This is a genomic window from Pseudomonas sp. PA-6-3C, from assembly GCF_021605825.1.
Taxonomy (GTDB): domain Bacteria; phylum Pseudomonadota; class Gammaproteobacteria; order Pseudomonadales; family Pseudomonadaceae; genus Aquipseudomonas; species Aquipseudomonas edaphica.
The window spans coordinates 1-13796 of the sequence record NZ_WKDV01000030.1 but is presented as its reverse complement, the minus strand read 5'-3'; the positions used below and the strand labels follow the sequence as shown (position 1 = coordinate 13796).

9 protein-coding genes, 2 rRNA genes and 2 pseudogenes are annotated in these 13796 nt (G+C 58.5%); 8 read left to right on the top strand and 5 right to left on the bottom strand.

Features of this window, described 5'->3' with window-relative positions:
- Nucleotides 1-57 precede the first annotated feature (57 nt).
- Nucleotides 58-396 (top strand): hypothetical protein, encoded by a 339-nt coding sequence (locus GIW48_RS19550; protein ID WP_017134430.1) that lies wholly within the window; start codon nt 58-60, stop codon nt 394-396.
- A gap of 81 nt (nt 397-477) precedes the next feature.
- Here GIW48_RS19550 and lapD read toward each other — a convergent pair whose 3' ends face one another.
- Both lapD and lapG read right to left on the bottom strand, forming a co-directional pair.
- Nucleotides 478-2424 (bottom strand): cyclic di-GMP receptor LapD, encoded by a 1947-nt coding sequence (gene lapD / locus GIW48_RS19545; RefSeq protein WP_017134431.1) that lies wholly within the window; start codon nt 2422-2424, stop codon nt 478-480.
- 14 nt (nt 2425-2438) lie between these two features.
- On the bottom strand, nt 2439-3062 hold the full coding sequence (gene lapG, locus GIW48_RS19540; protein ID WP_370589355.1) for a cysteine protease LapG: 624 nt from the start codon (nt 3060-3062) through the stop codon (nt 2439-2441).
- A gap of 318 nt (nt 3063-3380) precedes the next feature.
- Here lapG and GIW48_RS19535 point away from each other — a divergent pair, with 318 nt between their 5' ends.
- The 5 genes from GIW48_RS19535 (at nt 3381) to GIW48_RS19515 (ending at nt 10013) form a co-directional block, all read left to right on the top strand.
- The gene (locus GIW48_RS19535) at nt 3381-4091 is read left to right on the top strand and encodes a GntR family transcriptional regulator (RefSeq protein WP_017134433.1); all 711 of its coding nucleotides are present in this window, start codon (nt 3381-3383) and stop codon (nt 4089-4091) included.
- 378 nt (nt 4092-4469) lie between these two features.
- Entirely contained in the window at nt 4470-5228 is a 759-nt protein-coding gene (locus tag GIW48_RS19530; protein WP_017134434.1) for a DUF3050 domain-containing protein, read from the top strand.
- Nucleotides 5225-6181, top strand: a complete 957-nt coding sequence (locus tag GIW48_RS19525) for a diiron oxygenase (RefSeq protein WP_236462086.1) — start codon at nt 5225-5227, stop codon at nt 6179-6181. The genes GIW48_RS19530 and GIW48_RS19525 overlap by 4 nt, the downstream gene beginning before the upstream one ends.
- Nucleotides 6169-9543: an amino acid adenylation domain-containing protein gene (locus GIW48_RS19520; protein ID WP_236462089.1), complete on the top strand. Its 3375-nt coding sequence runs from the start codon at nt 6169-6171 to the stop codon at nt 9541-9543. The genes GIW48_RS19525 and GIW48_RS19520 overlap by 13 nt, the downstream gene beginning before the upstream one ends.
- 11 nt (nt 9544-9554) lie before the next feature.
- Nucleotides 9555-10013, top strand: a complete 459-nt coding sequence (locus GIW48_RS19515; protein ID WP_236462092.1) for an SRPBCC family protein — start codon at nt 9555-9557, stop codon at nt 10011-10013.
- A 38-nt stretch (nt 10014-10051) separates the two neighbouring features.
- Here the strand turns inward: GIW48_RS19515 and GIW48_RS19510 are convergent, their stop codons facing one another.
- Entirely contained in the window at nt 10052-11932 is a 1881-nt protein-coding gene (locus tag GIW48_RS19510; RefSeq protein ID WP_017134438.1) for a methyl-accepting chemotaxis protein, read from the bottom strand.
- Nucleotides 11933-12317: 385 nt separating this feature from the next.
- On the opposite strand from GIW48_RS19510, the pseudogene GIW48_RS19505 reads away from it, so the two are divergent.
- Nucleotides 12318-12992, top strand: a pseudogene (locus GIW48_RS19505) (FecR family protein); the annotation flags it as partial.
- A gap of 135 nt (nt 12993-13127) precedes the next feature.
- Nucleotides 13128-13310: pseudogene (locus tag GIW48_RS19500) on the top strand (hypothetical protein); the annotation flags it as partial.
- 181 nt (nt 13311-13491) lie between these two features.
- On the opposite strand, the gene rrf (GIW48_RS19495) reads toward GIW48_RS19500, so the two are convergent.
- Both rrf (GIW48_RS19495) and rrf (GIW48_RS29970) read right to left on the bottom strand, forming a co-directional pair.
- A 5S ribosomal RNA gene (gene rrf, locus GIW48_RS19495) occupies nt 13492-13607 on the bottom strand.
- A gap of 109 nt (nt 13608-13716) precedes the next feature.
- A 5S ribosomal RNA gene (rrf, locus tag GIW48_RS29970) occupies nt 13717-13796 on the bottom strand; the annotation flags it as partial.

Sequence of the window (13796 nt, the reverse complement as noted above, 5' to 3'; positions counted from 1 at the left end):
AAACACAGCATTGACCTATGCTGGTGAACGCGTGTGGCTCATTTTCGAGGGATTCTTATGTTTTACGTGCAACGTGATGCACAGGGAGTGCTGAGTCGCGTGGAGGCCGCCGCCTTTGCCGATTCGACCGAAACCCTGCCGGCCGATCACCATGAGATCCAGGCCTGGTACGCCAACGAAGTGGTGGAAACCAGCCTGGCCCAGCTCAAACAAAGTGACATGGAGATGATCCGGGTACTGGACGACTTGATTCAGGTACTGACCCGCAAGGGCGTGATCAGCGTCACCGACCTGCCCCCGGCGGCCCAGGCCAAGCTGATGGACCGTAACCATGCACGGGAAGCGCTGGGTGGGTTGAGCCATCTGATCAATGATGAAGAGACTGGGTTGATCTGATTTCTTAAAGTCGAACCGGATCGAAATGTGGGAGCTGGCTTGCCTGCTCCCACACAAGCCCGCACACACATTGGATTTGCATCACTTCCAGGGAGCAGGCTCACCAATCAACTGCCCCTGCACACCGAAAATCCCCATCTCGCGAATCACCTTCAATTCACCTTCGGTCTCCACGCGCTCGGCAATCAACGGCAAGTCGATGCTGTGGGCCGCGCGCTGGATCGCTTCGATAAACAGGCGTTTGTCGCTTTCCTGGTCGATGGCGCGGATGTAGCTGCCGTCGATCTTCAGGTACGCCAGGCCCAGGCGTGCCAGGTTGCCGATCATGCTGAAGCGCCCACCAAAACGCTGCAGACTGAGGGAGAAGCCCAACTCGCGCAGGCGCTGGGTCAACTGCTCCAGCAGAGCCTGCTCGGGTAATTGTTCTTCGCCAATCTCCAGGGTCAAGCGCGGGCCGAGGTTGCTGTGCTGGCGCAGCAACTCGACAATCCGGTTCAACGCCTGGGCATCCTGCAAGGTGGCCGCCGAGAGGTTCAGCGCCAGGCTGTGCGTATGGCTGGCCATCTGCTTGAGCACGTGTTCGAGCATCAGTCGGTCCAGGCGTGCAGTCCAGCCGAAACGCTCAAGCCACGGCAGGAAACGCCCGGCCGGGATGGTGTGGCCGTCGTCATCCTGCAAACGCGACAGCACTTTGTAGTGCAGCACCAATTGCGGGTCCTGGCTGGCGACAACCGGCTGGAAGTACAGCTCAAAACGCTGGTGGGTAAGGGCCTGGTCCAACAGCGTGTGCCAGGCATGGTGATCGTCACCGACACTGGCGGCGGCGCTGTGGTCCAGGCACACCCAACTGCTGTCGCCCTGCCCTTCGGCCTGGGCCAGAGCCTGGTCAGCCAGGGTCAGCAATGCCTGGGGCGAATCACCGTGGTTGAATGGCGCAAGGCCAATGTAGGCCACCGGCGTGACGTCACTGGCACTGGTGGCCTGCAGGCTGAGCAGGGTGCTTTCAAGGTTTTGTGCCAATTGCAGCGCTTCTTCACGCACCAGCCCGGGCGCCAGCACCGCGAACTCACCACCACGAATACGGGTGACGAGGTTGTGGGTTTCCGGGTAAGGCTCACACTGGCGCAACAATTGTTCGCCAACCGCTTGCAGCAACTGGTCGGTGCGCTGGCCACCCAGGCGTTGGTTAAGGCCGGCCAGGTCCTTGACTCGTAGCAGCAGCAGGTAACCGGAATTGGTGTCTTCCGGGTTACTGACGCGGGCGTTGAGCTGCATCTCGAAATAACGCCGGTTGGCGAGGCCGGTCAGGTTGTCTTGATAGGATTCAATGCGCAATTTTTCACTGCGCTCGGCCTGCTCCTGGAACAGCGCCTTGAGTTTCTCGACCATCTGGTTCATGGCCTGCACTACGCGCCGCAGTTCCGGCGTGCGGGGCAGATCCGGCAGGCTGAGAAACTCGCGGCGGGCGATGGCGTGGGACTGTTTGACCATGTAGTCCAGCGGCTTCAACTGCCGACGCAGCAGCAATGCACCGAGCACCGCACTCACCGCGCCGCACAGCAGCAACCAGCCCAGGCTGCCCAGGGCGCTTTGCCAGAGCTTGGCCAGGGCGAACATCGGGTGGCTGACCACCTCCACGCGCGCCGCCTGCTCCCAGCCGCGGTTGACCAGTGCATCGCCGCCGGCCGGCTCAAGACCGATCAGCTTGACGAACCAGTTGGGCACGCCGTTGTTGTCCGGGATGCCGCTGCGTTCGACGATGGTTTTGTCGGTGGCTAAATCCACCACGCGGATGCTGGCGTAATAGCCACTGTCGAAAATCGAGCTGACCAGCAACTCCACCATCGCCGGGTCGTCGATATTGGGCGTCAGCGACAATGCCAGCGCAGTAGCCGCGTCCTGTGCATGGGAGCGCAATTGGTTGACGTATTGGGTGCGCGAGCTTTCCAGGCTGACCATGAAGCTGCCGCTGAAGGCGACCACCAGGAACAGACAGATTGCGATCAATAGTTGTTTGAACAGTGACATCCGATCAGTTACTCCTAGTTGGCAGGCTCGGCCGGGAAGCCTTCCGCACGCATTTTTTTCAACACATCCTGCCAACGCGACAAGCGTTTGGTATCACCGACTTTCTTGTTGCCCTTGGCGCCGGGCAGGTACAAGCCCTCGGCGTTGAATGAGTACACCGGCACCAGGTCGGTACGGCGGGTGGCCGGCAGGATCTCATCCATCAGGCTGTCGAGCACCAGCGGGATGGCATCGGGCGTCGGGTAATACGTCAGCACCATGTGCGCGCGATTCTGACGCAAAGCCTTAACGTAAGTAATGCGCAATTTGTCGCTGGAGACGCCCAGGTGGCGCAGGCTGAAATACTTGGCGATTGCGTAGTCCTCGCAATCTCCTGCACCCTTCCACAGCGCTTCGATGGGGGTTTCCCAATAGTCGACCACGTGCCAGAGGTCGATGTCTTCTACGTAGCTCATTTGCTTGTTGAAGAACAGGTTGACGACCTTGAGCTGCTCCTGTTCATCGACCTTCTTTTCAGTCGCCAACAGGCGCTGCCAGGCGTCGATGCGCTGTTGGCCCTCGCCGAGCGGCCCGTACAGAGCCGTGGCTTTGCGGCTGATCTGCGAGAAATCCCAATCGGCATGCAGCCCGCCGGGCATCAGGCCAGCGAGCAAAGTCGCTGAAAGTAGCCAGCCGACTATTCGAGAGGGAATAAAACTTACCGCCAAGGCGTTCAGTCCGTGAAGGGAGACGGAATTTCAGGGATGGTGAAGCTTCGATCAACAAAAAACAATGGCACAGTGCAATCATTCATGAGGGGTTCGAGTTTATAAACACCGCTTGTGGGACTCACAAAGTTCCGCCTGTAAGCCCTTACAAACTGAAACTTTGGCTGTTTGACAAGCGCGCGACCCATCTCTAGTGTGCTTTGGATCCAATTAAACACACTCCATTCAAGAAGGGAGGATAGCGTAACCGTGACGCAGAAGCCGAACCCATTAAGCAGCATCAAAATCAGCGGGCCTATTCCCGCCCATCTTGCACGCGCCGTTATTGAAGAAACGTTGCGCAATGCCATTCTCGACGGCAGGTTGCCCTGTGGTACCGCGATGCGCCAGCAAGAATTGGCCAGCCTGTTCGGCGTCAGCCGCATGCCCGTGCGCGAAGCCTTGCGCCAGCTGGAAGCCCAGTCCTTGCTCCATGTGGTAACCCACAAAGGTGCTGTGGTTGCGCCGTTGATCCAAGACAATTCGGCCGAGACCTATGCCCTGCGCATGTTGCTGGAATCCGAAGCGCTGCGCCTGTCAATTCCGTTGCTCACCGACGCAGACATTGCCGAGGCTGAAGCCTGCATCAATGCGTTGGAACAAGAGCGTGACTATGCCGAGATTGGCCGGCTCAATCGGCTGTTCCACATGGCGTTGTATGGCAAGGCGCCCAACCAGCGGTTGCTCAATCTGGTTGCGCACGGCTTGAATGAGGAGGAACGCTTTCTGCGCTTCAACCTCGAAGCGATGGGCCTGGGCGAGACATCCCAGGAAGATCACCGTGAATTGCTGAACCTGGTGGTGCACAAGAAAGTCGACGAAAGCATCCTGACGCTACGCAATCACCTGATGCGCGGCATGGAAGTGATCAATACCTACCTCGATAGCCTTGAGGGCACCGCAAAAAAAACTTCACAGTAAGGGTCTACACCGCCCTTTCTTGCCACGTTAACGCTATGGGGTATCTATCCTCTCAGGAAGTGCCCCATGTTTATGCGCCACGCTGAGATTAACATTCAAATAAGCCCACGCTTGTTAAAGAAACTTCTCACACACTTGCACACTACTTGATCACGACTAGTTGCTTCCCGCAAAAACATTTAATACTTTCATCAGTTTATCCAAACGTTTAATCGGATTATTATCTTTCACCCATAAAAGAACACTTCATTCGGCAGTGCCAACCTATGTCAGGTTAGCGCTGTACGCGTGGCTTGCCTAAACGCAGGCCATCCGCTTTTCATTACAAAACCCCATTACTGTTTCCAGAGCAGTCGCAACAACTTATAGGCGTCAACCATGCATCAACATTTGCTTGAACAAAAAAAACTACAGCTATGCAGCCATCCGTTATTTGCAGAAATAACTTCACTTAACAAGTTACAAATTTTTATGGAGCAGCATGTATTTGCTGTTTGGGACTTCATGAGCTTGGCTAAACGCCTGCAGCAGGATCTGACATGCATGCAATTGCCGTGGCTGCCACCCGTTGACCCGCAGAGCGCACGCCTGATCAATGAAATAGTGCTTGGCGAAGAGTCAGACGAACATCCAACGCGTGGCCACTGCAGCCACTTCGAGCTATATCTGGAGGCGATGACCGAGACCGGCGCAGATACCTCAGCCATCCAACGCTTCATTGAACTGCAGCGCCAAGGCGTCCAGGCAGATGCTGCGATGCAAAGGGTCAATGTACGCCCTGGCGTAACGCGCTTCGTCAGCAGCACCTTGCAGATCGCGCTGAACGCGCCCGCACACTGTGTGGCAGCGACGTTCCTGCACGGCCGCGAGAGCGTCATCCCATCGATGTTCGAACGTATTCTGCAGGGCGACGCCTTCATGGCGCGTCAGGCACCGTTGTTCTGTCACTACCTCAGCCGTCACATCGAACTGGACACCGAGGATCATGGCCCAGGTGCAGAGCAGTTACTCCAGCGCTTGATCGGTGCCGACCCCAAGCGCCAACGCGAAGCGGATGAAACCGCCATCAGCGCCATAGAAAACCGCCTCGGTTTCTGGGACGACGTACATGCCTCCCTACACGAGGTGCGACCATGAACACTGCAGACTACCGCTCGTTTGCCGAAGATTGGGAACGTCGCGCCACCATCCGCACGCGCCCCCGGCGCCTGCTGGAAAACGACGATCGCTTGATCTTTCCGCTCTGCCGCCAACCCTTGGTGCTAAACGCAACTTTTGTCGAGCATTGCCCGCAGTGGCGCGACTTCGTGTTGACGCAAAGTTTCTACAAATTCATTAATGACGTGGTGATCTTCGAAACCGAGATCGTCGACAAGATCGCCCGCAGCATTGCCAAGAATCGCTTCACACTGCCCTTCCCCCTTGCCTGTCGCATTGATGCGATGACGGTCGTGGTCGATGAGGATTACCACGCGCTGGTCGCGTTGGACTTCCTGCAACAGACCATTGAACTGACCGGCATACAACCGCTCGAGCTGCCCACGCAAATCGAACTGAGCCGGGCCTTGCCGGCCGCCCAGGCGCTTGCCCCGCAACACCTGCACGACGCTGTAGCGTTGATTGGCGTGGCCATCGCCGAGAACACCGTCACCCACGATGTAGCGGCGTTTGCCAAGGACGATAGCGTCAAACCTTCGATTCGCGGCTTGATGGCCGACCACTTGTTTGACGAGGGGCGTCACGCCCAGTTCTGGACGCAGCTGGTGCGTCTCTACTGGCAGGCGGCTAGCCCGGCAGACCGCGACAGCATCGCCGCAGTCCTGCCGACCTTCTTGACCCACTACCTGACCAACACGCTGCACAAAGGCTTCGACCTTCAGCTTGTCGAGCACCTGGACGTAGGCACCGACATCCGCCAGGCACTACGCGACGAAGTCACGGCCCTGCACTTTCCCATCACCCGCCAGCACCCGCTGCTCGGCAATATCATGGGGTTCCTGCATAACAGCGGCGTGCTGCACACACCAAGCGTCGCCCGCGCGTTGAGCGACTACCTGCCCGAGTCGGGGAGGCAGACATGCGACGTCTGAGTATCGGATGGGCCGGCACCAGCCACGCCCTGATTGCGCTGAAGCAAGTGCTCGAAGAATACGGACACGCCAGCGTGACACAAGCCTTCGACCTGTTTATCGAGGACGGCACTCAAGCGCCGCTCGCATACTGTGCCGCAACCCGATGGTTAAGCCTGCGGTTGGGTATCGGCCCGGTGTACGAAGGCGGCCTGCCCTCACTGCAGTTACGCTGCTATGACCGTGACCAACGCGTGCTGGCGGTACATAACGTTGCCGAGGAGCCCAGCGGCAACGGCCAGCGATTGCGCCGGCAGGCGACAAGCTCACTCGTGGAGTGGGCCACCTCGCTGGTCAGCGGCTTCTCGAGGGATGCGGGCTTTTTTGCCGCCAGCAGCACCATTAACCTCTGGCCTGAACAAAGCTTGCACGGACTGGACGCCCTTGCGTTTATGCACCGGTTCAATCGCACCGACCAGCCAGCATTGTTGCTGGCTGCCCAGGTGCCGATGATCGAGCGATTGCAGGCCGGTCTGCACGCCTTCGCCGAGCGCCCGGCGCTGAACATCGCGGGTAGCGTGCTGACCTACCGCCAATTGCAGCTTCGCGCCTTGTCGATCCAGCAACGCCTGCACCCTCTACTGGAAGGCGTTGAGACGCCGGTGGTTGGCGTGTGCTTGGAAAAGTCCGTCGAGTTGTATGCCAGTATTCTCGCAGTACTCGGTTGCGGCGCGGTGTATCTGCCACTGGCTCCGGATCATCCGCCGCAACGCCAGCAGGCCATGCTGGAACACAGCGGCGCCAAGGTATTGCTGGATGACGGCCGACACCCTTTGCGCGAGCAGTTCACGACACTGAGTGTCGGCAATATTGACTCCAACCACGCCGACATCACGCAGCCATTGATACAACGCCGCCCCGACATCGACGCTCCGTGCATGGTGCTGTTCACCTCGGGCACCACCGGCCAGCCCAAAGGCATACTACTGAGCCAGGGCAATCTTGCGCATTTCACCAGTTGGACCGGCGCCAGCCTGGCGTTGGATGAACACAGCCGTGTCCTGCAGTTTTCGCCACTGAGTTTCGACTCATCACTGATCGATATCTTCCCGGCCCTGATCGCCGGTGCCGAGTTGATCGTCCCAAGCGAAGAGCAGCGGCGCGACCCTCAGCAACTGGTCGAGTTGATTCGCCAACAGCGCATCAGCCATGGTTTTTTGCCGCCGGCGCTACTGAGCATCCTACCGTTGGAAGAGCCCCTGGGCCTGACCCATCTGTTGACCGGCGGCGATGCCTGCGAGCCCTATGTGATCGAACGGCTGGCGGGCCAGTGCCAGTTGCACAACCTCTACGGCCCTACCGAGACCACGGTGCTGGTCAGCCACCGGACGTTGCGCCCCGGTGACAGCAATCGCAATGTGGGGCGCCCCATTGCCAACAGCCAGGTGCTGATCCTCGATGACGCGCTGCAACCGGTGGATGAGCAGGTCATGGGCGACCTTTACATCACAGGCCCTGGCGTAGGGCTGGGGTATGTGACCGCGCCGCCGCCCGGGGGCAACCCGTTCGTTGAGCTTACGTTGCCGGGCGGCCAAGCGCTGAGGGCCTACCGCAGCGGTGACCGGGCCAAATGGACGGCGGACGGTATAGAGCTGGGCGGACGACGGGACGATCAGGTGAAAATCCGGGGCTTTCGCGTCGAACCCCAGGAGATCGAACAGTGCCTGCGCAGCAGTCGGCTATTTCGCCAAGTGGCGGTGGTGATCGACCTTGACCGACGGATTTTAGCTTTTGCCGCCCAGCCCGAGGCCGACGCAACGGTGACGGATCTGAAGCAGCATGCAGAGCAGTGGTTGCCGGCTTACATGCAACCCGAGCGCTGGACAGAGCTGCCGGGCATGCCCTGCACCGGCAATGGCAAAATTGACCGCCAGGCGTTGCTGACGGTGCTCGGGCACGCGACGCCGCGCACCGCCCGCGCCTCGGCGCAAACGCCGCTGCAAACGCAACTGGTGACCCTGTGGAGCGAGTTGTTGGGCATGCCTGGCGTTGATCTTTGCATTGATGAGAGTTTTTTCAATCTGGGCGGCCATTCCATCTTGCTCTCGACCTTGCTGCTGCGATTGCGCGAACAGTTTGGCCGCAGCCTTTCTTTGAACCGTTTTTTTGAAGCACCGACGATTCGTTCGCTTGCCTTGCTGATGGAAGACGCCGCACCGTCTTACACACCGTCATGCCAGATGGAAAAGGACGCATGCCAGGCGCTGAATGTAGAAATCCTGCCAGAGAGGTCCGCTGGGGATCCGCGCAAGGTGATCGTCACGGGTGCAAACAGCTTCGTGGGTGTGCATCTGGTCGAAGCGTTGTTGGCGGGTGGAGCACAGGAGGTGGCATGCCTGGTGCGTGAACGCCCGGGGCACTCGGCGCCAGCGCGGTTTGCACAGGCACTGCGCGAGTACCACCTGGAGCATCTGGACCTGAGCCGTGTGCAGGTTTATGCCGCTGACATGAGCCAGCCTCGTCTGGGCCTGGCCTGCGATGTCTATGACCACCTCGCCCGAAACCATGGTGTGTTGGTGCACAACGCAGCCAGGGTCAACCATGTGCTGGACTATGCCTCACTTGCCCGGGATAACGTCGAACCCGTGCTTGAGTGCCTGCGCCTGTGTGAAACCCACAGCAAGAAAGTCTTCAACTTCATCTCGACGCTGTCAGCCTGCAGCAGCATCGACGCTCAGGGTCACATCCTCGAAGCACCGGCCGTGGCCACGTTGCCGCTCTACCTCAAGAATGGCTACAACCTTTCCAAGTGGGTTGCCGAGCGGCTGCTGGGGCGTGCGGTCGAACAAGGTGCCTGGGTGAATATTCATCGACCGGGGAATATTGCGTTCAACAGCCACAACGGTGTTTGCCAGCCGCAAAACAACCGCCTGATGCTGATGCTCAAGGGGTCGCTGCAGTTGGGCCTCGCGCCCAGCCTGGAAGTGAATTTTGACTTGATGCCGGTGGACTTTCTCGCACGTTTCGTCGCGTTTCACTGCGGTCAATTCGCGGCACGGCGAAACGTCTTCAACCTGCATAACCCGCAGCCTTTGAGCTGGGACCATTACCTGGATGCGTTCAGCCAGGCCGGCCATCTTTTCGAACGGGTGAGCGTCGCGCAGTGGCAAAAGATGCTGCCAACAGTGGGGCCTGATAACGCGCTGTTTGGCGTACTGGGTTTTTACCTGGATGACCTCGCGGAAGATATCAGCGACGTCTCGATGATTTGTCACGACAACGCACGCCAGGGTGTGGCAGCGATGGGCGAACAGTACCCGCGAAAGGACCCTGCGCTGTTGCGCAAAGGCTGCGACCACCTCAAGGCCATTGGCTTTCTTTGACAGGACTCCTTATGGAACCGCTGCAACCCGATACATTGATCCGTAACCCGAATGGCGCGCCGCTGATAGCGTCTGTTGACGTCGCGTGCGATGCCGCAAGCCTGTGGAGTGTGGTGGGAAATTTTGCAGGCTTTGATGCCTTCATTCCTGCCCTGTCGCACATCGAAATGACGGGAACCGGCGTAGGCGCATTACGCACCAAATTTTTCCATGATGGGCATCGCGTCGTTGAGCAACTCAACAGCCGTGACGACGAAGCGATGTGCATGACGTGGACCACCCTCTACAACACCTTGGGGGTCGCGCGGCTATGGGCCGCCATGCGTGTGGAAGCACTTGGCGCCAAACACGCCAGGGCGACCTGGACGCTGATTGGCGAACCGGTTGATACACCGCAGGCGGCATTCGAGCAGTTTGCGCAGGCTTTTGCCGACAGCGCCTTGGAGAATGTGCGCCGGATGTTCGACTGATCAGCAGGAGCGAGAGGCCTCGCTCCTGCCAAGTCGGGTCAGATCTTGAAGCTGTCGACCAGTTGCTTTAATCGACTGGCCTGCTGCGACAGCGCATCGCAGTCCTTGAGCGTTTCGTTGAGGTTGACGACACCTTGCTGGTTCAACAGATTGATCTGGTTGATATCAACGTTGAGGGTTTCAACCACTGCGGTCTGCTCTTCGGTAGCCGCCGCAACCGATTGGTTCATGCCATCGATCTCGACGATTCGCTGCGTCACGCTGACCAGGCGCTCACCCGCCTGGTTGGCCACTTCAACGCTTTCTTCGCTGGAGACCTGGCTGGCGTTCATGGTGGTCACGGCTTCACGCGAGCCCACTTGCAGCGAAGTGATCATCTTGTGGATCTCTTCGGCCGATTCCTGGGTACGGTGCGCCAGGTTGCGCACTTCATCGGCAACCACGGCAAATCCGCGCCCGGCTTCACCGGCACGCGCAGCCTCGATCGCCGCGTTGAGCGCCAGCAAGTTGGTTTGCTGAGAGATGCCTTTGATCACATCCAGGATGTGCCCAATGTTATCGGTGCTGGCGTTGAGGGTTTCGATCTGCGTACAGGACAAGCTGATCTTTTGCGACAGTTCCGACATGGCCAGGATGGTTTGCTCCACCACCTTGCGCCCGTCATCTGCTTGCTCGCTGGCACCGCTGGCATGTTGCGATGCGTCGGCTGCGTTGCGGGCGATTTCCTGGGTGGCGGCGCCCAGCTCGTTGATGGCGGCTGCCACGCTGTTGGTGCGCGCGCTTTGCTCGTCCGAGCCGATGATCGAAGCGTTGGAGGATGCCATGACGCGCTGTGACAGGTCGTGCACCTGACGCGTAGCCGAAGACACTTCGGAAATCGAGGCATGGATGCGCTCGACGAATTGGTTGAACGCACTGCCCACTTCGCCGAACTCATCTTTGCTGGTCACGTCCAGGCGGCGGGTCAAATCGCCTTCGCCCTGGGCGATGTCCTGCATGGCCACGCCCATAGTGGTCAGCGGGCGCAACAGCACTTGAATCAGCAGGCTGAGCAGTACAGCGATCGCCACCACGGCGATCAACATGGCGATCAGTGCCGATGTACGGAATTTACTGAGTGGTGCGTAGGCTTTGTCTTTGTCGATCGACAGGCCGATGTACCAATCCGCGCCCGGCAAACCGCTGATCGGGGTAAATGACAGAATACGGTCCTGGCCGTTGAGCACAACGTCCTGGCTGACCTTCTCGATACGCAGGCTGGTGCCCGGGTAGATGTCCTTGAGGTTCTTCATCACCTGGTCCTGGTCAGGACTGACGATGACCTGGCCATCGGCGCTGACCAGGAACGCATGGCCAATACCCCCGAAGTCCACCGAGTTGATGATCTTCACCAGGGTTTGCAGACTCAGGTCACCGCCGACTACGCCGAGCAGCTCGCCGTTCTTTTTTACCGGCAGGGCGATGGTCACGATTTGCCCGCCAACGGCCGCCATATAAGGCGGAGTGAGCATGGTTTTATCGGCGGCGACCGCCTGCTTGTACCAAGGGCGCTGACGAGGGTCGTAATCGTCGGGCATCTTGGCGTCAGGGCGCTGCGTAAATACACCGTTGGTTTGGCCGACATAGGTGAACTGGAAGTTCGAGGTGAGCGCGGGCTGGTCGACCAGCCCTGGCAGGTCAGCACCGCTGCCCTGGTGAGCAACGTTTTGCGCCAGGCTTTCGAGGACCAGGATGCGGCCACTGAGCCAGTTCTGCACGCTGCTGGCCGTGAGTTCGCCCGATTGTTGAATGGACGACTCAAGGTTTTGTTTGATGGTGCTGCGCTGCAGGTAATCGTTGTAGAGGGTAAATAGCGCGAAGGCCAGAACCACGACGCCTGACGCGGCCAGTAGAATTTTATGACTGAACTTGAGATTCATTTCATCGACTTCTTTTGCCAAAGGGGGGTGAGCGTGCCGAGTGGAACATTCCATGTAACGGGATAGGCGGACTCTTCGGCCGCTCTATTTCGGTGCACGCATGGCTCGTCAGGCTTTCGGCCACTTCAGGAGAAATCTTAGAGATTTGTGAGAAGCATCCTGATTTTGAGTAGGAAACCGACCAGCGGTAGACGCTCAGGGTTCGGCGCTGCAAATTTTTTCTGCCCTCGCGACAATGCGACTAATTGTCATTTGTGACACTTGGCCAGGCCTGTGTGAGTGCCCTCTACTGACTACATTGCGCGCGAAAGGGTTGTACACACGCTTTGCAGCACCCACCACAACTGGCTCAACACTTGTCTGCGCAGTCGCTTGGGCAAGGGCGGCGATTCCTGGGGCGCATGCGGCACTGGAAAACGTCGCACAAGGCTTGGGCCGACGACGGGCACTGAAGGTGTTGTCGAGTGTGGTGTTGGTGGGGTCCGCGGCGTGGATAAGCCGGGGCATGACCGGCTGGCAGCGCTGGACCTCCGATTTCGCAACCGCCACCGGCGAGCGGCGCAGCGTGCAATTACCGGACGGCACACGCCTGCAACTCAACTCCGACAGTACGGTGTACCTCACCTTCAATCCGCAACAGCGCCTGATCACATTGGTGCGCGGGAAAATCCTGGTGACCTGCGGTTCGCCATCGTCAGCACCTTTGCTGGTACACACTCGCCACGGCTTGCTCGAAGGCATCGATGGGCGTTTTACCGTGAGCCAAGACAGCGAGTGCACACGCTTGAGCGTAGTCAGCGGCAATGTGGCCATCCATTCACCGCAGACGGCCGATGGGCTGATTGTGACGCGAGACATGCGCCTGGCTGACTTGGTGTCGGAAGTGGAGCGCTCCCGTCAGGGTTACCTGGGCTGTGCGGCGGATATCGGCGACTTGCGGCTATCAGGGGTTTTCCGCTTGGACGACACCGACAAGTTGCTGACGATCGTTGCGCAAACACTGCCAGTTCAAGTGCGCTATCGCACACGTTGGTGGGTGAGCCTGGAACGCCTGGCCTGACTTTTTCAGTTTTTGTTGGCGGCTTTTTTCCGTGAGTACGGCTTAGACAGTAAGCCTCTTTATCTGCCTTGACCGCCTCTACGGACCTTGATCATGACTGTGCGCTTTCTCAACGACTCACCAGACTCCTCCTACCATACGTTGTTTGACGCTTCAGGAGGATACGACTTGGGCAAAGTGGGCTTGAAGGGTGTGGATGTAAGGCTCAATGCCAACAACCTGACCAATGAGAGTTATGTGGCGTCCTGTGCCAGCCTGAACTTTTGCTATCTGGGTGAAGAGCGTAATGTCAGTGCGACGGTCAGCTATCAGTTCTGATCCGTTAAAGCTTCTAACAAGCCGGCGCCTGATTCCTGGTGCCGGCTTTTTTGTGGGTGTCGTCAGGTTGCCTTTGTCCGGCCCAGACGTATATGTGGGCGATCTGCAGCCGGGGCATTATCATCCCCCCTAAACGACAAAACCCCTGTCTGCGTTAGCAGACAGGGGTTTTGGAATTTAATCTTGACGATGACCTACTCTCACATGGGGAAACCCCACACTACCATCGGCGATGCATCGTTTCACTGCTGAGTTCGGGATGGGATCAGGTGGTTCCAATGCTCTATGGTCGTCAAGAAATTCTGTGTACCAGCCCGTTGCGCTTGCAACGTGCCGGTGAAATTCATGGACTTCTACATAAACAAAACCCCTGATTGCGTTAGCAATCAGGGGTTTCGGAATTTAATCTTGACGATGACCTACTCTCACATGGGGAAACCCCACACTACCATCGGCGATGCATCGTTTCACTACTGAGTTCGGGAT